This window comes from Pseudochelatococcus contaminans, assembly GCF_014195635.1.
In the GTDB taxonomy this organism is placed as follows: domain Bacteria; phylum Pseudomonadota; class Alphaproteobacteria; order Rhizobiales; family Beijerinckiaceae; genus Pseudochelatococcus; species Pseudochelatococcus contaminans.
On sequence record NZ_JACICC010000004.1, the window covers coordinates 33,067 to 51,823 of the forward strand.

Here is an 18,757-nt window from a genome sequence, read left to right on the forward strand (position 1 = left end):
TTTGATATCAGTCGAGGCCGAGCTTGCCGCGCAGGGTCGAGAGGTCTTCCGCCAGAGTGTTGACAGCGCCTGCGAGCACCTTGCGGTCAGCTTCGGTCAGCTTGTCATAATCCTGGAAGCCGTCGCCGTCCTTGTACTGAGCGAGGATGACATAGACGCGGTCGAAGTTGCCGTTGACCTTGGCGATGAACTCATCCTCGTTGACGAGCAGCGGCTTGAACAGATCGAAGATCTTGCGCGAACCGTCGAAGTTGGCCTGGAAATCCCACAGATCCTTGAGGCTGTAGCGGTTTTCCTCGCCGGAAATCTTGGTCGCAGCAACTTCTTCCATCAGAACCGCAGCGCCGCCGGCCACTTTCTCCGGCGGGAAGGTGAGGCCGGCAATGCGGCTGTTCAGCTCTTCCACGTCGGCCTGAAGCTTGTCGGCATATTCGGTGAGCCCTTCGGTGCTGTTCTTCTCCCACAGGCCATATTCGATGCGGTGGAAGCCGCCGAACGCCGGATCAGCCTCGGCCTTCTCGTGGTCGTCGGCGCGGGAGTCGATAGCCACGTCGAGGTCCGAGAACAGTTCGGCTATGGGCTCGATCTTCTCATAGCTTACGCGGGTGGGCGCATAGAGAGCCTTGGCCTTTTCCACGTCCCCGGCCTTGACGGCATCCGTGAAAGCCTTCGTATCCTTGACGAACTGCTGCGTGAGCTTGCTCACGTAGATCTTGTATTCAGCCACCGGCGCAACGAGATCCAGCGGCGCGACTGCCGTAGCCGTGGCCTGTGCCAGCGCGGGCAGCGGCCCGGCAAGGGTGAGGGAGCCGAGCGCGATTGCGGCGGCAGCGGAAAACGACAGCAGATGCTTCTTCATGATACGTCTCCATGGATTGAAAACTGGGAAAAACCGAAACGCCGCGCTCAACCCTTCGCGGGCAGGATGCCTGCCGCAGTGAGCAGCGGCCGGGCGTAGAAATCTTCCTGGTCGCGCACTCCCGGCAGCGTGAAAAAGTAGCCGCCGCCAACGGGCTTGATGTATTCCTCAAGCGGCTCGCCATCGAGCCGGCGCTGAACGGTGATGAAGCCGTCGAACAGGCTCGCCTGATAGCAGATGAACAGCAGACCCATATCGAGCTGGCCGGATTTCGTGACGCCGTTGGAGTAGTTGAAGGGCCGGCGCAGCATGAGGTTGGCATCGCTCTCAGGCGTGCGCGGATTGGCCAGCCGGATGTGCGAGTCGAAGGCCGTGACCTTGCCTTCGGGATCGCGCGTGAAGTCCGGCACGTCGAACTCCGTGGCGTGCGGCCCACCGTCCAGCGGCGCGCCGCTGTCGCGCGTGCGGCCGAAGATCTGCTCCTGCTCACGCAGGGGCGTCCTGTCCCAACGCTCGACGAAATTGCGGATGATCCGCACCGCCTGATATGTGCCGTTCGCCGTCCACGCCTGATCGCCGGGGCCGGGATGCACCCACAGAATGCGGTTCATCAGCGCGGTATCGTTGGCATCGGGGTTGGCCGAGCCATCGCGAAAGCCCAGAAAATTGCGCGCGCTTTCCGGTGGCTGTCCGGGCTTTTCCGGCAGCACCGGCACGGAGCCTTCCTGCTTCCACCGCAGCCAGAGCAGGTCCGGCAGGTTCTTGATGATGTCCCGCAGCGCGTGGATCACAGTGTCGGCGGTGTTGGCGCTGAACTGGATAGACAGATCGCCGTGGCACAGGTCGGCATTCAGCGCGTCGTTTGGAAAGGCCGTCATCCGCTCCAGTTGCTCCGGGCGGTAGGGCGCAAGGCCATACCTGTCATCGAACAACGAAGAACCGACAGACACCGTAACCGTGAGATTATCCGGAATGACAACCGGCCCGAGGATGCCGGAATCGGCTGGCGGATAACGCGGATCGCGCTCTGGCACAGGGCCGCCTTCCATCAGGAAACGCGCGCGCTCCGTCAGCGTGCGAAAGAGACGCACGAGATCCTCCGGCGACGTGGCGAGTACGTCGAACGCGGCGATCATGCCATAAGCGGGGCGGGGTGTGACGATCCCAGCCTGATGCAGGCCATAAAATGGCTGGGTCTCGGCAGTGCTGTCGCTCAAGGGAGCGGTGGCGACGTTGCCGCTGCCGGGTTCACGCGCCAACGCTGCCTGCGGCCTGAGGGCAGGGAGAAGCCCCAGCAAGCCAAGCCCGGCGAGAACCTCACGCCGCGCCAGCGATCCCGGTGTTTGAGTCCCGGCGGGCTCCGGCGCGTCAAACAATGGCGTCTTGCCTGTCGGTAAACCAGTCATCGACAGTCCCTCACTCCAGACCGATGGCGGCATTGAGCCGCGTGGTTGCTTCCGCCAGCGCCCGCAAATCATCGGCGATCGCAGCACGCTGCCCGGCATCCAGAGCATCGAAACGCGGGTAACCCTGCGGAGTGCGCAGCGCTTCAATCCGTGCGGTGGCCGCGTCGAGTTTCGCCTGCGCATCGGCCGCTATGGCCGGATCGGCTTTCACCACCAGCGGGTTGAGCAGCGAAATGATCTTGGCGGTGCCGGCCAGTGTCGCCACAAGCGAGTCCAGGTCGGTGCCGCTGTATCGCTCCTCACCGTCGCTGCCAAAGCTGCCTGCAACGCGCGTCAACAGCGTATTGGCCCCATCGGCCATGCGCTCGGGCTGCAGTTGCAGGGTGCCGAGCCGCTCTTCCAGTGTCGCGATATCAGCCACCAGCTTGTCGGCGATGGGGGCGAGGCCGGTCAGGCTGCTCTGATCGAACAGGCCGTATTCCAGCCGGTGGAACCCGGTGAAGGCGGGATCGGCCTCCCGCCTGTCGAGATAGTCCGCGCGGGCGTTGATCGCCGAATCGAGATCGACGAACCTCTGCGCGACAGGCTCGATATGGCGATACAGCGCGCGGGCAGGGCCATAGAGCTGGCGGGCGCGGTCGATATCGCCATCGCGGATCGCCTGCGCCAGATCGGCGGCAGCCGCACCAAGGGCGCTGGTTTCCAGCGCAAGGTAGACCTTGTATTCTGCAAGCGGCCCGATGAATGCCGTCAACGGCGGGCGGGCGGAGTCGGTGCTTTCGGCCGATGGCGTCACGACCAGCCGGCCTCGCGGGTTGCTCAGCAGGCCGCAGGTGATTTCATAGGTGCCGGCTTCCAGCCGTGCATTGAGGATCGATGAGAAGCCCGGTGCGATGTTCTCGCGCTCTTCGAGCACCATCACCCCGTCGAGGATTTCCCATTCCACGGTGCGGTCGGAGTTGTTGATGATCTTGAACGTGCGCCGCCCCGCTGGGACGGTCAGATCGTTGGGATCGCAGGTCTTGCCCGTGATCGTGACGGTGACGGCATCGTCCGGCACCGGCTGTACGGCTTTTTTCGATGCAAAATAGAACGCCGCACCGCCCGCGATGACCAGCACCGCGCCGCCGACAAGCGCGAGCGTCGTCAGGCGTCCGGAAGGCGGCGAAGCCTGTGGAGGCGTGCTTTGCGGGGTTTTCGTGCCGGAACCGTTGGGGGAAGATGCCATGACAATAGCCTGAGTTGCGTGCGGATAGGGCAGGAGAGGTCAGCCGATAGACCGGGCCGGCACGGAGGGTGACACAGCCGGCGCTTTCAGGAACCAGGGCAGCGTCAGCGCGAGAAAGGCGACATACACGATGACCTCGCCGACCGTGGGCGTTTCCTGATAGCCGAGGACGCCGGAGAGCACGCTGCCCAGTATGCTGTCGAGCGGCAGCACGTGGCTGGCGTCGAAAACAACGGTTTGCAGGCTGTTCCAGAGCCCGGCCTCGTGAAGTGCGCGTAGCGAGCCCGCAAGGATGCCAGCGGCCACGAAAAGAATGAAGACGCCGGTCCAGCGGAAAAAGCGGCGCAGATCCAGCCGCACGCCGCCAACATAGATGCCGTACCCAAGCAATGCGGCGACCAGCAGACCCAGCAGCGCGCCCACAGGCACGGCTAGCCCTTCGCTTTGCTGGAAGATGGCGAGCAGGAAGAACAACGACTCCAGCCCCTCGCGCGCCACGGCGAAGAACACCATACCGATCAGCGCCAGCGCGGTGTTTCCCTGTCCCGAAAAGGCCGCGTCGATATCCTGATGCAGCCCGCTCTTGACCGAGCGCGCCACCTTGCGCATCCAGAACACCATGGACGTCAACACGATTACGGCGACGAAGCCAATGATCGCCTCGAACAGTTCCTGCGTCTTCTGCGGATATCCGGATGCCAGCGTCTGCACAGCCGCGCCGACGAACAACGTCAGCGCAAGCGCAAGCAGAATGCCGATCCAGACGGCGGGCAACCATCCGGCACGGCCCGTCTGCTTGAGGTAGCTCGCAATAATCCCGACGATCAGAGCCGCTTCGAGCCCCTCGCGCAGCATGATCAGAAACGGCGCCAGCATTGATCTACATTCCAAACTGTCTGTGATGCGGCATGCTGCCGGGAAAAGCGGCGAATACTTTGCCGGATCCTGTGGGCCAAACAGTCAAGTGCTCTTGTCAGTCAAGCGCCCTTGGCACGAAGGGCACACCGACCCGCAAGGAATGATTCATTCTCCATGACAGTGCCGTTGAATTCATTGATACAAAATAACATTGTAATTCGAATACTTATAATCTGATGCCGATTGTTTATGGTTGGTATCCATTATTTGCAGTTCACATCAATCATACGCTGGATAAATGATGTATTATAAGGCAGGCAAGCGCGTTTTTGACGAATATTAGCAAATTGATATTCGCCGGCTTATTTGTTTGGACAGTATACGGCGCGTTATCCTGCGTCCGTCGATGCGAGAGGCTCACCCATGACTGACAGCGCCATCCGGTTGAAGCGCATTTACGATCCGGCATCCCCGGACGACGGCGCGCGTATTCTCGTGGATCGCCTGTGGCCGCGCGGTATTCGAAAGGATGATGCGGCCTTGACGCTCTGGCTGAAGAATATCGCCCCGAGCACTGATCTGCGACATTGGTTCAACCACGACCCCGCGCTGTGGGAGGAGTTTTGCCGCCGGTATCACGCAGAACTTTCCACAAGCGGGGAGGCGGTCCATACCCTTCGCGATTATCTGGCAAAGGGCCCGGTGACGCTTCTTTACGCCGCGCATGATACTGTGCACAATAACGCCGTCGCGCTCGCCGATTATCTGCGAAAAGCCCGGGAAGCAGACTGATCGCGCCGTGTGCGGTGGATTATGACGAAATGGAATGCGGTTGGTCTCTTGCGCCGCCGCGGCGACACGCCTATCGTGCGGCAATAGTGGACAATATCGCCTTGTTGCCGCTGATCTGAGTCGCGGAACACACAAGCAAGAGAGAATGACTTTTAATAACCTTCCCCCGCTTCTTTCAGAAGCGCTAGCGACGCGCGGCTACACTGCGCCTACCCCGGTGCAGGCTGCTGTACTTGAAGCCAATGCCGAGGGGCGCGATCTTATCGTTTCCGCCCAGACAGGCTCTGGCAAAACCGTGGCTTTCGGCCTCGCCATCGCTGGCGATCTGCTGGATGAAGACAGCAAGGCGTTGCAGGCCGCGACGCCGCTTGCGCTCGTCATCGCGCCAACGCGCGAACTGGCTTTGCAGGTCAGCCGCGAGCTGGAGTGGCTTTACAGCGCGACCGGCGCGCGCGTGGCCACCTGCGTCGGCGGCATGAATCCGTCTCTTGAGAGGCGGGCCCTGTCGCAGGGCGCACAGATCGTTGTCGGCACGCCCGGCCGCCTGCGCGACCATCTGGAGCGCGGCGCGCTGGACCTTCACGGCCTCGCCACCGTCATCCTCGACGAAGCCGACGAAATGCTCGACATGGGCTTTCGCGAGGATCTGACCGAGTTGCTGGACGCGACGCCGGAAACGCGGCGCACGCTGCTGTTCTCGGCAACGATGCCCAAGCCGATCATCGCGCTCGCGCGCCGCTATCAGCGCGATGCGTTGCGCATTTCGACGCTTGAGGAAAACCACGGCCACGGCGACATCAGCTATCAGGCGATGGCGGTTGCGCCTTCCGATATCGATCATGCGGTCGTCAATCTGCTGCGTTTTCACGAGGCGGAAACGGCCATGCTGTTCTGCGCGACGCGTGAGAACGTGCGGCGTCTGAACGCCAGCCTCACCGAGCGTGGTTTCGCCACGGTGGCGCTCTCCGGCGAGCACACCCAGAGCGAACGCAATCAGGCGCTTCAGGCGCTGCGTGACCGGCGCGCACGGGTCTGCGTCGCCACCGACGTTGCCGCGCGCGGCATCGATCTGCCCAGCCTCTCGCTCGTCATCCACGTCGAGATACCGCGCGATGCTGAAGTGTTGCAGCATCGCTCCGGGCGCACGGGCCGGGCCGGCAAGAAGGGCACTGCGATCCTGCTCGTGCCCTATACGCGTCGCCGGCGCGTTGAATCTATGCTGAGGGGCGCACGTATCGATGCGGAATGGGTGACGCCGCCCTCCGCGGAAGAGATCCGCCGCGCCGATAGCGAGAGGCTGATTGCCCGTCTGCTCGCGCCGGTTGAAGTCAGTGATGACGATCGCCCGCTGGTGGATAAGCTGCTGGCGGAGCGCAGTCCTGAGGAAATCGCCGCCGCGCTGGTCCACGTCCACCGTGCGACGCTGCCGGAGCCGGAAGAGTTGCTGGCGGATAACAAGGCGCCCGCACCGCAGCGCGCCGCTCGCTCGGACTTCGAGGACGGGGTGTGGTTCCGGCTGAACATCGGCCGCCGCCAGAACGCCGATCCCCGCTGGATATTGCCCTTGCTCTGCCGGCACGGCAATGTCAGCCGCAGCGAGATTGGCGCGATCCGCATTACCGAAAACGAGACGGTTTTCGAGGTGCGGCAATCCGTGGCTGCTCGCTTCCTGACGAAGTTCCGCAAGAAGGCCGAAGAGGACGAGGGCGTCGAGATCGCTCCCGTGGATGGCCCGCCCCGTGCCGCGTCTCGGCCTGCTCGTGCAAGGCCGGATAAGGCTGGCGGACATAAGGCAGGTCCGCGCCCGCCAAGGCCGGATAAAGCCCGCAAGCCGGCAGCGCCAGGCTCTCGCAAGCCCAGCGGCAAGGCAGGACCACGCAAAAAGCCTGACCGCCAGCGGTAATGAACATTCTCGTCGATGCCGATGCCTGCCCCGTGAAGGAGGAGATCTACAAGGTCGCCTTCCGTCACGCGGTGCCGGTGACCATCGTGAGCAACAGCCCCATGCGCGTCCCCGCGCATGATTTGGTCAACAGCGTGGTTGTCGGCGCCGCCTTCGATGCGGCAGACGACTGGATTGCCAGCCACGCGGACGCAACCACGATATGCGTGACGGCAGATATCCTGCTCGCAGATCGCTGTCTGAAGGCCGGTGCGACGGTGATCGCACCGAATGGCAAGCCCTTCACCGATAATTCCATCGGCAGCGCAATCGCGGTGAGAGCTATCATGGCTGATTTGCGCGCCAACGGGGATGCCATCGGCGGCCCGGCTCCGTTCAGCAAGAGCGACCGTTCGCGCTTCCTCTCGGCGCTCGACGAGGCGCTTGTCCGGTTGCGGCGAAAAGGGGCTTGATAACGGCCTTTGTCCCAAACACGCATTCCATCATAGCCCAAAATAATATACGCGCAGAGGGCGCGCCAGACATCAGGCCGTAATCACTCATCTGGCAATTCTGGTTGCGAATCTCTATCGTCGGCGGTCTGGCCATCGAGGCCGGAACCTCGGTATTCTTGCGGACATTTCAATGCGTTCGGCGCTCGTTCCCATCATTTCCCTGCTGATGTCCACGTTCTTCATGATGGTGGGGGCAGGGCTTGCCAGTATCGTCCTGCCGGTGCGCGGCGCCATGGAGGGGTGGCCGATCTACATGATCGGCCTGCTCGGCACCGGCTATGCTTTGGCCTTCACCGCCGGTTGCCTTATTGCGCCGCGTATTGTGAGGCGAGCGGGACATGTGCGCGCGTTCGCGTCGCTCGCCGCGCTGCTCGCGATTGCGGCGCTGTTGCACGGGCTGATCGTGCATCCGGTGTTCTGGATTCTGGTGCGTGGTGTCAGCGGATTTGCGCTGGCCGGGGCCTTCATGGTGATCGAAAGCTGGCTGAACGAACGCGTTACCAATGAAACGCGCGGGCTCGTTTTCTCCATCTACATGATTGCGTCGCTTGGGGCGATGATGACGGGGCAGTTCATCATGCCCCTGACGAATCCGGCGTTGACCATTCCCTTCATGCTGTGTGCGATCATGTTTGCCGCCGCGGTTATTCCCACGGCGATGTCCCGCCAGCAGCATCCCAAGCCGCTGACTGAGGTGCGGCTGGATCTTCCAGATCTTTTCAGAACCTCACCCGCTGCTGCCGTCGGCGTCATTCTGGGCGGCGTCATGGAAGGCTCCTGGAATAATATGGCGCCGGTGTTCGGCAAGGAGATCGGTTTCAGCACCACCCAGATCGCCACTTTGCTCGTCGTGACGATGGCAGGCGCGATTGTTTTTCAGTATCCGCTGGGACGCCTGTCGGATCGTATTGACCGCCGCCTCGTGATGTCCGGCGCTGGCGCGCTGTGCTGTGGCATCGCCGCGGTGGCGGAGTTGTTGTCGCCCACAGATGCCTCGACCATTTTCGTGCTGGCATTTCTGTTCGGCGGGTTGGTCTATCCGGTCTATTCCATTGCCGTCGCCCATGCTAACGATCACGTCGATAGTGCCAGTTTCGTCAAGATATCGGGCGGCCTGCTCATTCTGTATGGCATCGGCACCATGTTCGGGCCTCTGCTCGCGGCGGGACTGATGGGATGGTTCGGCCCGCACGGCATTTTCCTTGTCTTTGGCGCTGGTAGTGCGTTGATGGCGATCTTCTCCCTGTTCCGGACTGTTCATGCCGCACCGGCACCGGAGGAAACGCAGGATGAATTCGCGACGATGCCGCTGACGCCAACACAAAGATCGGCCCCTCTCGTTCTCGATCCACGCGCCGGAAACACAGACGACGACAGCGCGGAGCAGGCCGCTCAGCAAACCGACGATGAGCAGGGCCCAAGCGGGCAGGCGGGACCAGCGGGATGAACAGCACAAGCCGGTGACGTCAGTTTGCGTCAAGCTCAAGTATAAACACTGTTCCGCAAAAGATAATACGGCCGAAATCGAGGCGATAAGCTTATCTGTACAGCCTGAAGAAGCAGGCACGATTAGCTAAAAAGGGGAACAATCCGGCGACCGGACTGTTACGGCAGCATAGACAATCCATGTTCAACCGAACAGGGAGGTCTGACCGAACAGGAGGTCGCATGAGCGAATCCCATCCCGATCCCGTCGCCCTTCACGTCGACGATACCGGCGGCGACGGCCGTGCTGTTGTGCTTATTCACGGCTGGCCATTGTCCGGCGAAGCCTGGCATTTTCAGGTGCCGGCGCTGCAATATGTCGGATACCGCGTCATCACCTACGACCGCAGGGGCTTTGGCCGCTCCGGCAAGAACAGCACCCGCTACGACTATGACGTGCTGGCGGATGACCTTGCCAGCATTCTGGAAGAGCATGACCTGAACGACGTCACGCTGGTCGGCTTTTCGATGGGGGGCGGTGAAGTCGCCCGCTACATCGCCCGCCACGGTGAAAAGCGTGTGCGCAGCGTGGTGTTTGCAGGCGCTGTCACCCCCTACATGCTGAAAACGGAGGATAACCCGGAAGGGCCTCTGTCCGAGGAAGATGCGAAGGCGATGGAGCAATCCTTGCGCCGGGACCGCGATGCTTTCTTCGATGATTTCACGACAAAGTTCTTCAGCTCCGAAAAAGGCATTCAGGTCGAGGAAAGCGCCCGCCAGCAGGCGATCGACCTCTGCAAGCAGGCTGACCAGACCGCGGCGCTGGCATGCATGAAATCCTTCGGCACAACGGATTTCCGCGAAGACCTGACAAAAATATCGGTGCCGACACTGGTGCTGCATGGCGGTGAGGATCTCATCGTCCCCATCGAAGGGTCTGGCGCGCGCACCCACGACGCCATCGCGGGTAGTGAACTTGTCACCGTTCCGGGTGCGCCGCACGGCTTCAACGTCAGCCACGCGGATGACTTCAACGAAACGCTGCTGGCGTTTCTGGACAAACACGGGAGCTAATCATGAAACTTGATGGAAAGAAGGTCGCAATTCTGATCGCGCCGCGCGGCAGTGAGGACTCAGAGTTCGCAAAGCCGAAAGAGGCGCTGGAAAAGGCCGGTGCGCACGTCACTGTCGTCGGGCTGGAAAAAGGCAAGGCCAAGACGGTGAAGAACGATATCGACCCTGCGGCCGAGTATGATGTCGACCAGACGGTCGAAGCCGTATCCGCCGAGGACTTCGACGCCGTGGTTATCCCCGGCGGCACCGTTGGCGCGGATAAGCTGCGCGGCGATGAAAAGACGGTTGCTTTCGTGCGCGACTTCTTCGAGCAGGGCAAGCCTGTTGCCGCGATTTGCCATGGCCCCTGGGTGCTCGCCGAGGCGGATGTCATCGAAGGCCGCGAACTGACCTCGTTCAAGAGCCTGCGCACGGATCTCATCAATGCCGGCGCCGATTGGGTGGATGAGGAAGTTGTCGTGGACCAGGGCCTCGTCACCAGCCGCACCCCTGACGATCTGCCCGCTTTCATCGACAAGATCATCGAGGAAGTGGCTGAAGGCGAACATCCCGGACAGTCAGCAAGCGTTTGACGCGGGATTGCGCGTCATTGCGATTGTATCTGTCTTCGTTGAAATCATACGCACACGCAGGCCGCGTGTGCGTTTTTCATTTTCTGCCGTGATCGGAACGAGCGCTCTAAACTCTATATTTGAGCGCAAACTGCGTTAATGAGCCGCTGCCGCTACGGCATCGTCCGTCACGTGACGCAGCACAGCGCCACTTTCGATGATTTTGACCTGATCCAGATCATTGTCGGCAACAGCGATGCAGATCTGGCCGCTATCGGTCTTCAACGTTCTGGTGCTTCCATCGAAAGACTCGATGACGATCCGGACTTTATTCTGCTCGTCGATATAGAGGTGGGTGTTTGATTTTGCGTCAGAGTGCATATCGAAATCCCGCCAGTGTGAGAAATTAACAAATCATGACAATTTGTAGCCGTTTTGTCCATCACGATTTACAATCAAATGCAAGCAACGTATTTATATGTTTTCGTCATTTTACTCATCCGCTTTATAAATCAATATGATGTAATCATTCCGCACGGAATTGAAGGAATATTTCTGCCAAAAAAACACCCCCGCCTTTATTGAGCGGGGGTGTTATTTCAAGCCGGCGCAGAAATACAAGCTATCAATCGTCAAAGCGTTGCCAACTGCCGATTATCGATGCGCTCTTGCGACTCCGTCTGTAGCAGCACTTTTTTCTCAACAGACTTGATGATATGGCCGCTGAAATCGACGCCGCTCTGCTCGCGTATGTTCCAGAGGCCGCCGGGCGTGAACACGTTGACCTCCAGTATCTTGTCACCGACGATATCGATGCCGACCAGAAACATGCCGTCCATGACCAGCTTGGGACGGACATGCTCCGCTAGTGACAGAATTTCGTCGGTAATGACCGCCGGCTCCGCCGTGCCTTTGGCATGGATGTTGGAGCGCAGATCTCCCTTGGCGGGAACCCGGCGCATAGCGGCATAGGTATCGCCCTGTTTCAGCGGCTTGCCGTCCAGCAGGAAAAGCCGGATATCGCCCTCGCGGGCTTCGGCAATATAGGGCTGCGCGATCAAATAGCCCTCCACGCTGAGGGCCTCGACGATCTGGTTGAGATTGGCCTCCGAGATGGAGTTAATCTTGAAAACGTTCTTGCCGCCGGAACCCTGCAAAGGTTTCAGGATGACACCTTTCCGGTGTTTCTCGACAAAGCGGCGCACTTCATCGATGTTGCGCGATATCAGCGCCGGAGGACGCACGATCTCCGGAAAATTTTCGAAATAAAGCTTGTTCTGGGCCAGCGCCAACCCTTCCGGGTCGTTCAGCACAATAACACCTCGCTGCGCGGCGAGGCGGCCGAACAGGATGCCTGCATAGGCTGCCCAAGGCCGTGTTACGAGGTCCAACGAGGGGTCGTTACGCAGCAACAGGGCATCGATCTCGGTGACGTCGATGGTGCGGCTTTCCAGTGCTTTGTCCTGCAAGGCTGCGTGAAACGTTTCCGGTTTCTTGTATTTCGTTGCCGGCAGAACCTTGACGTGAACGGCAAGTTTACCATTAGCCAGCAATGAAAAGTCACCGGGTGTGACGTATACAACCTCATGATCCCGGTTGAGCGCCGCCATGGCCAACAGGGATGTGGCGAAGCGCGGGCCTTCCCCTGCGATAGAGTTGACGAAAAACGCAATGCGCATTGGCGTCTCCTTCCAGAACGTCGGACGTGCTGACGAAATCAGAACGTGCGCTCCTTTTTTTGTTCTACGGTGACTTGAGTTCAGTGCAGTTTGCGTTCGGCTGCCGGTTTGCTCCGAACGCAAAATGCTTTGGGCGTCATACGGCCATGTCGGTGATTTCGAGGCCGTCGCGAACCGCGCGCAGCCGCTGCTTTGCCTCGGCGGACGCCAGGAAGAATGGCGTCACCGCAGGTTGGCGCAGAAGGCCACGAAGCGCAAGCTCCTGCATGACGGGGAAATGCCGCGCAGCGATCTTGCCCATCCAGAAGGGGCTCAATGCGCCCCCGGCACGCAGATGCGCCAATATTTCCGTCAGCCCCCTGAGATAAATGGCATCCTTGGACAGACCCCCGCCGCGATAGATCCGCAGGGCAATACCAAAAGCCACAGATGCCTCGAAACCATGCGTGCTGGTGAGCAGGGAATATGTCTCGTCGAAGGTGGCACCGTCGAGCATGGCCGCGCAACCCACCACGCGACCGGCGATGAGGCGTAGGCGTTCGCGCGTCATGCCGCCGGCAAGATATTCAGCCAGCACGGCCAAGCCTTCCTGCACGCCCTCATAGCCGGAAAGCCCGGTGCGGAACAGGCGCAGCCCCTGGACAGAGCCATTGAAGTAAGTCAGCAGATGCACGCCGACTTCATGGCAGAGCAGGGCGTGCAGGCGGTTGCTGTCGACGGTGGTGGCGCTGGCGACCAGCAACCGGCTGCCGGTGACCATGAGACCCGCCGGAAGATCGCTGCGGATTTCGACACTGGCGTTGAACTCCGGCATCTTCTCGCGGTAAGCGCCGATCATGGCGCGGGCGGCTTCCGCGACGGTGTCGCGGTTGGCTGTCTCAGCTTTTTCGCGCTGCGCGCGCGTGCGTGGTGGCAGGGCTGTCAATATGGCCTCGGCCAAGGCCTTCAGCTCTTTCTCCACTGGGCCATATAGTGCGCGGCTGAACTCCGTGAATCGCGGCGTATGCATGGCCGCCAGCATGGTGAGCTGAAGATCCACTTCCTGCTGCTTCTCGCGGAAAAGCTGATAGAGCACTGGGTCTTCCAGATGCTCGAAGGAAACAGCATAAAGCTTGCGCTTCTGTGCCTCTATGTCGACGGCCAGCGGGCGATAATAAAAGCGCGGCGGCTCGCGATAGAGGCTTTTGCGGAACTCCGTCCATGCCTGGCCGGCGTTGATCGGAGTGAGCGTCGGCAGAAAATCGAACGACGAGACGATGTCGTCGATGGAGCGATCAAGGCGTCTCACTGCATCGATAAAAGCCTTACGTCCGAACGCCCGGTGCGACGTAACGGTGAATGCGCCCGTGTTGGATGCGAAAGCCTCATAGGCTTGTAGGCAGGCATCGACCACGTTCGCGATCAAACGCTGCCGCAGCTCAGGATAGCTCGCGCCGGATTCGGGCTGGCGATAAATCGGTGCGAACCGCACCGCGATGCATGGCCATCGCACGCCGGCGCGCTGTAACGCCGTCAAAGGGTCTCTGTCCGGCTCCGGCCATGCAATGAGAGGTGTGCGGAACCTGACCTCTGCCGCCTGAATGGCACGGACGAACACCCGGCGCGCATCACGGGTTTGCGGCTCATCGCTGGCCGAAACAAACATCTCGTAAGGCGGCAGATAGGGCGAGGCATCCGTGAGGAAGATGTCGTTCTTGCGCTCGCCAACGCTCATAACGATGAAAGCGCCGAACCGCTCTTGCATCACCGTGCCAACGGCCTCGATGAGCGGCGCGGCCTCTTTCAGATCGCGCGCTATCAGATAGGACGCATGGGCCGATGCAACGTCATCGGCGGCCGAGTCCCGCTTCTTATCGAAGATATGGACGCACAGGAACGGCAGAGGGCGGTCGACATGCAGGCGGCCGCCATCCGGCAACTCTTTTCGAACCGATTTTCCAGCGCGCAGGCACGCGACAATGTCTTCTATGAACGCATCATTCGCCGGTGCTTCGGCCTGTAGGGCTCGTTGTTGCTTGTTCACCGGCCTTCTCCAGCCGTTTTTCCTGTTTCGAGCGCCTTTTCGATAACCGGAGTGGCATCGGCCAGCAGCGAACGCAACTGCGCAAGCACGTTCAGGTTGGGTCGGCCCGTCCATTCATCCATGAAAATCTTCTTGAATTCGATGGCGATCGCGCACCCGCTCTGCGGAAACGCATGATGGATGAAGCGTGTCTGCTCGCCCATGCCCTTGAAGGCGACGTTCTTGCGCACATCGAGCCTTCGCCCATCGATCAATCCGCGTGCAAGGTGTTCCATCAGTGCATCGACCACGTGACCCCAGCGTCCTTCATCCATCGAATAGGTGCCGATGTTGATATCCGGCGCTTCGTCCTGCGGGGTCGGCAGAGCGTCAGGCCCATGCCGACGGTGGTTGTAGCTGTGAACATCGAGGACCACGAATGCGCCGTGCCGCTGCTCCATTTGGCGCAGCGTCGTGGCAAGCATCTCATAATAGTCGTCATGCTGGCTGCGGGATGTTTCGACGACATCATCCGGCAATTGCTCTCGCCATGCCGTCAGCCCCCAGCATTGTTCCGGTGTGAGATAGACGGATTGGTCGCGGCCTCGGTTAAGGTCTACCTCGAAGCGGGAGCGATGGACGACGATGCGGTTGGGCAAATCCCGGATCAGGTATTCCGTGAACGGATCTTCCTCGCGCAGCCGCTGCTCGTCGGACAGGGCCGTGAGCGCCAATGTGTCCGGCCGCATGCCGTGCCCGTCATGGATGGCGGTTCCAAGAATGGCTGAGGCACTGCGATGAACAGACCACAAGGCGGGTGAGGTGGTGGGACGGTCGGGCCAGTTATCGGCTCTCATGGTTTCTCCCTCTGGCATGCCCCGCCACCCGCGCCCGTCAGCGCTGGATAGATCCGGGGCGAATGACCCATCGGCATTGGCGTTTGCCGATCAGGCTGCCATCATCGTGCAACGTCTTTCTGTAACGCACAATAATATTGTCGTTTCTCAACAACGCGTAAGGGCTGTTGGTTCCGGTGAGGCCTAAAAAGACTGCGCCCGATTTGTTGACCAAACCGGGCGCATATTCTCATTGGTGACGGAAGGCTGGGCTTGTCAGCTGAACAGCCGGATCAACGCCGGAGCTGTCAGGACCGCGGTGTAGTAACCCATGAACTGCACACCAGGATTGAAGTTCAGGATGCGATAGAGAAGGCCACCGACCAACCCCATGACGGTGACGACCAGCACACCGAGGAACCCGCCTTCCCACAGCCCGATGACCAGCGCCAACCCGACGAAGGTGGAGACGATGGCTTCATGGCTGATATTACGCGACACGAAAGCCGCCGCGCCGCGCGCGTAGTTCATGGCGAAGGGATAGGCCACGAGGGCCGCCAGCACCACCGCGATCAGGCCATATCCAAGGAACTCCAGCGGCGTCAGCATCGTGTGCAGGTTGTTCACTGTGCCGGTCGCCGTATCGATGGTGAAGCGGGGCGGGGCGTTGAACAGCGGCGCGGCCGGTCCCGCCGCAACGGGGCTGAGGGGTAGGCCGAAAGCGATCAGCGGAATCAGCGCCTCGGCGATGTACGTCGATTCCGTCACGCCGTTCCGCACCGCCAGTACGCTGGTGATGCGGTGGTAGGCATGCTTGATGCGCGAGCCGACCAGCTCGCCCATGATCACCGCCATGGCCACCGGGCTGAACACGAAGGTCGCGCTGGTGATACCGGCTGCGCCGGCTGTCCACTGTGCCTGTTTCCTGTCCAGAACCTTGAACGGATTGGGGAAATATCCGCCCCAGGACTTCACATCCGGCGCAAGAGCGAACTGGCGCAGGTTGTCGCGGTGCATGCGCTTGCGCTCGGCGGGCGACAGCACGGTAAACAGATCCGCGATCAGCGGGCCGATGGCGATGCCAAGGAAGTAACTGACGCCCAGCTTGACGTTGTACTGCCCGGTCAGCGCTTGCAACGCCAGAATGATGACAACGAACGGCACCAGCGCCGCGACGGATGCGAACCGGCCTGCGGAGGAGTAGGCGATCAGCACCGCGGCGCCAAGAAACAACCACGGCGCTGCCTGCGTGATGGTCTGCCCGAACGGGGCGAGGACCAGCGCGAAAGCGACGGCCAGCGGCAGCGAGACGAATGCGGCGATCACCGCACCCGAGATCATCTTGCGCAGCGCGATATGTGGCACGCCAAGATTGCGCAGGGTCGTGGCGTCCTGCAACAGCGGTGTCGCCATGGTATCGCCGGGTATGCCCAACAGCGCGGTCGGCACGGCATGCGTCATGTGCTTCGAAACGGCAGCAGCCATCCAGAAGCTGAAGATACCCGCAGGCGGCGCGCCAAGAAGCACCACGAGGAGCGTGATGGGAGCGATGGTTGCCGTCTCGTCGGTGCCTGAAACGAGGCCGACGAGGGAGAAGAGAACTGCGCCGAAAAGGCCGAAGCCGGCGGCGACGATGATGTCGTAAACCAATCCGTCCATGACATCACTCCTTCCGCTGTGCGGGCGCGTTGGCGCCGCCGTCGCCGTAGGATGCGAAGAGCTTGCGCAAGCCAAGCTCCTCCATTTCCCGGATCACGGCGGGGTCGAGATCACGCTCGGACATCGTCGTGTTGGGGTTTTCAGCCAGATCACGCATGATCTGATCGCGCCATGCGTCGTCGTTCGTGCTTTCGATCACGACGCGCTTGGGCGGGAAAAGAAGCGCGGACACGACGCCGCTGACGATGCAGCCGAGAACGCCGGCGAGCATCGCATAGGCTTTGGCGATGGCCGGCGTATCCACGACGGACGCCAGAATGCGCTCTGCAATAAGAAACGTGCCGACGCTGATGACCGCGCCGATGATCACCGACCACAGCAGGTGGCGCGTGTCGACGACATCATTCCACACCTCGACCAGATCATAGTCGGAGGCCGGAAGCGCGGCGCTCCCCGGAGGTGAGCTGGCAGGGGTGCCAAGGGTTCTATGTCCCATGAACGTATCCTCTTAACAACCTGATTATTATATGATTATCGTCTTCCGCCGGATATGCTCCGGCGGGTATCTGTCGCGTTGTCCCGCAGATTGCGGTCTTCAGCCGCGAATGCGGGCGAGGATTTCTTTGGCCCTGTCCGTGCGCACGTCATGGGCTTCGGCCAGCTCGCGTGCCACCTGATCGATCTCATCGCCCTCGGCCCCGGCGACGATGGCAATGTTGCGCGCATGCAGCGCCATGTGGCCGCGCTGGATGCCTTCCGTCGCGAGGGCACGCAGGGCGGCCATGTTCTGGGCAAGGCCAACGGCGGCGATGACTTCCGCCAGCTCCTGAGCGCTGCCGACATCGAGAACCCGCAGCGCGGCCTGCGCCGCCGGATGCGTTTTTGTCGCGCCGCCAACGAGGCCTACCGCAAGCGGCAGTTCGAGCGTGCCCACGAGTTGCCCGGCTCCGTCCACTTCCCAGGTGCTCAGCGAGGTGTAGCGCCCGTTCTTGACGGCATAGGCATGCGCGCCGGCTTCGATTGCGCGCCAGTCGTTGCCGGTGGCGACGACAACGGGGTCGATACCGTTCATGATGCCCTTGTTATGCGTCGCGGCGCGATAGGGATCAATGGCGGCGAATTCATAGGCGTCGAGAATGCCGTCGATGATCCGCTGTCCCGAGAAATCCTTCGTCGCCAGCGCTGCTTCGGGAATACGAACCTGAGCACGGGCGATACGCAGATCTGCGAGGTTGGAAAGGATGCGCAGGCGCACTTCGCCGCCTGTCAGATTCTCAACCAATGGTGCAACAGATTCCGCCATCGTATTGACGGTATTGGCACCCATGGCGTCCCGCACGTCGACGAGAAGATGCAGAACCACCATCGGCCCACGCGCGGATGACGGGAAAACGTGGACCTCGATATCCTGACAGCCGCCGCCAAGGCCGATCAGCACCTTGTCGCGGGAGTTGGCGAGAGCGATGATATCATCGCGGGCCGCAAGCAGGCTGAGGCGCGCGCCGTACGGATCTCTGACGCGCAGAACCTGCACCTGCGCCCGCATGATGGGCCGCGTGCTCGACGTTCTGAAACCGCCGCCCTCGCGCGCAAGGCGCGCCATATAGGACGCGGCCGCAACGACCGAGGGTTCTTCAACGACCATCGGAATGAGATAGTCGCGCCCGTTGACCTGGAAATTCGTTGCGACGCCAATCGGCAACTCGAACGTGCCGATGACGTTCTCGATCATGCCGTTGGCCCGTTCGACAGGCAATGCGCCCGGTTGGCCAAGCGCCGCGACATCGTCCGCAGACAGGCTGGCTGCTTCCTTGAGCTGCGCAAGACGCTCCGCCGGAGACTTGTTGCGGTAGTTCTCCAGGCGTGAATTGAGCTGCCGCCGCGTGGCGGGAGCCGCAGCGGTTGTCGTTTCCTTATCACTCTTTTCCTGGGCCATGATGCCTCCCGATCTGTGACTCTAGCCGTATCTCTTGTTGGATACGTCAGCAAAT

Annotated in this window: 17 protein-coding genes; 7 read left to right on the forward strand and 10 right to left on the reverse strand. The window is 61.1% G+C overall.

Going from position 1 to position 18,757, the window contains the following annotated elements:
• Positions 1 to 7: 7 nt before the first annotated feature.
• From efeO (FHS81_RS08835) to efeU, 4 genes are read right to left on the reverse strand one after another with little or no spacing between them, the layout of a single operon-like run.
• Positions 8 to 859, reverse strand: coding sequence for an iron uptake system protein EfeO (gene efeO / locus FHS81_RS08835; RefSeq protein WP_183752111.1), 852 nt, complete (start codon positions 857 to 859; stop codon positions 8 to 10).
• A gap of 47 nt (positions 860 to 906) precedes the next feature.
• Positions 907 to 2,265: an iron uptake transporter deferrochelatase/peroxidase subunit gene (efeB, locus tag FHS81_RS08840; protein ID WP_183752113.1), complete on the reverse strand. Its 1,359-nt coding sequence runs from the start codon at positions 2,263 to 2,265 to the stop codon at positions 907 to 909.
• 10 nt (positions 2,266 to 2,275) lie between these two features.
• A complete protein-coding gene (efeO, locus tag FHS81_RS08845) occupies positions 2,276 to 3,493 on the reverse strand; it encodes an iron uptake system protein EfeO (protein WP_183752115.1) in 1,218 nt (405 codons plus the stop codon).
• A 39-nt stretch (positions 3,494 to 3,532) separates the two neighbouring features.
• Positions 3,533 to 4,369 carry an iron uptake transporter permease EfeU gene (gene efeU, locus FHS81_RS08850; protein WP_183752118.1) on the reverse strand — a complete coding sequence of 279 codons (837 nt, stop codon included), beginning with the start codon at positions 4,367 to 4,369 and terminating at the stop codon, positions 3,533 to 3,535.
• A 405-nt stretch (positions 4,370 to 4,774) separates the two neighbouring features.
• Here efeU and FHS81_RS08855 point away from each other — a divergent pair, with 405 nt between their 5' ends.
• The 7 genes from FHS81_RS08855 (at position 4,775) to FHS81_RS08885 (ending at position 10,953) form a co-directional block, all read left to right on the forward strand.
• A complete protein-coding gene (locus FHS81_RS08855) occupies positions 4,775 to 5,143 on the forward strand; it encodes a DUF488 domain-containing protein (protein ID WP_183752120.1) in 369 nt (122 codons plus the stop codon).
• 145 nt (positions 5,144 to 5,288) lie between these two features.
• Complete coding sequence (locus FHS81_RS08860) at positions 5,289 to 7,046, forward strand: DEAD/DEAH box helicase (RefSeq protein ID WP_183752122.1); 1,758 nt, start codon at positions 5,289 to 5,291, stop codon at positions 7,044 to 7,046.
• Positions 7,046 to 7,498, forward strand: coding sequence for a YaiI/YqxD family protein (locus FHS81_RS08865; protein WP_183752125.1), 453 nt, complete (start codon positions 7,046 to 7,048; stop codon positions 7,496 to 7,498). The genes FHS81_RS08860 and FHS81_RS08865 overlap by 1 nt, the downstream gene beginning before the upstream one ends.
• 172 nt (positions 7,499 to 7,670) lie before the next feature.
• On the forward strand, positions 7,671 to 8,987 hold the full coding sequence (locus tag FHS81_RS08870) for an MFS transporter (RefSeq protein ID WP_183752127.1): 1,317 nt from the start codon (positions 7,671 to 7,673) through the stop codon (positions 8,985 to 8,987).
• A 221-nt stretch (positions 8,988 to 9,208) separates the two neighbouring features.
• A complete protein-coding gene (locus FHS81_RS08875; protein WP_183752129.1) occupies positions 9,209 to 10,039 on the forward strand; it encodes an alpha/beta fold hydrolase in 831 nt (276 codons plus the stop codon).
• A gap of 2 nt (positions 10,040 to 10,041) precedes the next feature.
• Positions 10,042 to 10,611, forward strand: a complete 570-nt coding sequence (locus FHS81_RS08880; RefSeq protein ID WP_183752131.1) for a type 1 glutamine amidotransferase domain-containing protein — start codon at positions 10,042 to 10,044, stop codon at positions 10,609 to 10,611.
• Positions 10,612 to 10,749: 138 nt separating this feature from the next.
• A complete protein-coding gene (locus FHS81_RS08885) occupies positions 10,750 to 10,953 on the forward strand; it encodes a hypothetical protein (protein ID WP_183752133.1) in 204 nt (67 codons plus the stop codon).
• A 269-nt stretch (positions 10,954 to 11,222) separates the two neighbouring features.
• Here FHS81_RS08885 and FHS81_RS08890 read toward each other — a convergent pair whose 3' ends face one another.
• The 6 genes from FHS81_RS08890 to FHS81_RS08915 all read right to left on the reverse strand — a co-directional run bounded on the left by FHS81_RS08890 (position 11,223) and on the right by FHS81_RS08915 (position 18,702).
• On the reverse strand, positions 11,223 to 12,269 hold the full coding sequence (locus FHS81_RS08890; protein WP_183752135.1) for a glutathione synthetase: 1,047 nt from the start codon (positions 12,267 to 12,269) through the stop codon (positions 11,223 to 11,225).
• Positions 12,270 to 12,405: 136 nt separating this feature from the next.
• Entirely contained in the window at positions 12,406 to 14,292 is a 1,887-nt protein-coding gene (locus FHS81_RS08895) for a flavohemoglobin expression-modulating QEGLA motif protein (RefSeq protein ID WP_343052459.1), read from the reverse strand.
• Positions 14,289 to 15,128, reverse strand: coding sequence for an N-formylglutamate amidohydrolase (locus FHS81_RS08900; protein ID WP_183752139.1), 840 nt, complete (start codon positions 15,126 to 15,128; stop codon positions 14,289 to 14,291). The genes FHS81_RS08895 and FHS81_RS08900 overlap by 4 nt, the downstream gene beginning before the upstream one ends.
• Before the next feature lie 255 nt (positions 15,129 to 15,383).
• Complete coding sequence (locus FHS81_RS08905; protein ID WP_183752141.1) at positions 15,384 to 16,766, reverse strand: tripartite tricarboxylate transporter permease; 1,383 nt, start codon at positions 16,764 to 16,766, stop codon at positions 15,384 to 15,386.
• Between the two features lie 4 nt (positions 16,767 to 16,770).
• Positions 16,771 to 17,262 carry a hypothetical protein gene (locus tag FHS81_RS08910; protein ID WP_183752150.1) on the reverse strand — a complete coding sequence of 164 codons (492 nt, stop codon included), beginning with the start codon at positions 17,260 to 17,262 and terminating at the stop codon, positions 16,771 to 16,773.
• A 99-nt stretch (positions 17,263 to 17,361) separates the two neighbouring features.
• Positions 17,362 to 18,702, reverse strand: coding sequence for a hydroxymethylglutaryl-CoA reductase, degradative (locus FHS81_RS08915; RefSeq protein ID WP_183752152.1), 1,341 nt, complete (start codon positions 18,700 to 18,702; stop codon positions 17,362 to 17,364).
• Between the last annotated feature and the right edge of the window lie 55 nt (positions 18,703 to 18,757).

What these genes read in the sequence shown, in the direction of transcription:
- FHS81_RS08905 (WP_183752141.1), bottom strand. Translation starts at nt 16,766, where the DNA reads ATGGACGGATTGGTTTACGACATCATCGTCGCCGCCGGCTTCGGCCTT.
- FHS81_RS08915 (WP_183752152.1), bottom strand. Translation starts at nt 18,702, where the DNA reads ATGGCCCAGGAAAAGAGTGATAAGGAAACGACAACCGCTGCGGCTCCC.
- FHS81_RS08875 (WP_183752129.1), top strand. Translation starts at nt 9,209, where the DNA reads ATGAGCGAATCCCATCCCGATCCCGTCGCCCTTCACGTCGACGATACC.
- FHS81_RS08900 (WP_183752139.1), bottom strand. Translation starts at nt 15,128, where the DNA reads ATGAGAGCCGATAACTGGCCCGACCGTCCCACCACCTCACCCGCCTTG.
- efeU (WP_183752118.1), bottom strand. Translation starts at nt 4,369, where the DNA reads ATGCTGGCGCCGTTTCTGATCATGCTGCGCGAGGGGCTCGAAGCGGCT.
- FHS81_RS08855 (WP_183752120.1), top strand. Translation starts at nt 4,775, where the DNA reads ATGACTGACAGCGCCATCCGGTTGAAGCGCATTTACGATCCGGCATCC.
- FHS81_RS08910 (WP_183752150.1), bottom strand. Translation starts at nt 17,262, where the DNA reads ATGGGACATAGAACCCTTGGCACCCCTGCCAGCTCACCTCCGGGGAGC.
- efeB (WP_183752113.1), bottom strand. Translation starts at nt 2,265, where the DNA reads ATGACTGGTTTACCGACAGGCAAGACGCCATTGTTTGACGCGCCGGAG.
- FHS81_RS08870 (WP_183752127.1), top strand. Translation starts at nt 7,671, where the DNA reads ATGCGTTCGGCGCTCGTTCCCATCATTTCCCTGCTGATGTCCACGTTC.
- FHS81_RS08885 (WP_183752133.1), top strand. Translation starts at nt 10,750, where the DNA reads ATGAGCCGCTGCCGCTACGGCATCGTCCGTCACGTGACGCAGCACAGC.
- FHS81_RS08860 (WP_183752122.1), top strand. Translation starts at nt 5,289, where the DNA reads ATGACTTTTAATAACCTTCCCCCGCTTCTTTCAGAAGCGCTAGCGACG.
- efeO (WP_183752111.1), bottom strand. Translation starts at nt 859, where the DNA reads ATGAAGAAGCATCTGCTGTCGTTTTCCGCTGCCGCCGCAATCGCGCTC.
- FHS81_RS08880 (WP_183752131.1), top strand. Translation starts at nt 10,042, where the DNA reads ATGAAACTTGATGGAAAGAAGGTCGCAATTCTGATCGCGCCGCGCGGC.
- efeO (WP_183752115.1), bottom strand. Translation starts at nt 3,493, where the DNA reads ATGGCATCTTCCCCCAACGGTTCCGGCACGAAAACCCCGCAAAGCACG.
- FHS81_RS08890 (WP_183752135.1), bottom strand. Translation starts at nt 12,269, where the DNA reads ATGCGCATTGCGTTTTTCGTCAACTCTATCGCAGGGGAAGGCCCGCGC.
- FHS81_RS08865 (WP_183752125.1), top strand. Translation starts at nt 7,046, where the DNA reads ATGAACATTCTCGTCGATGCCGATGCCTGCCCCGTGAAGGAGGAGATC.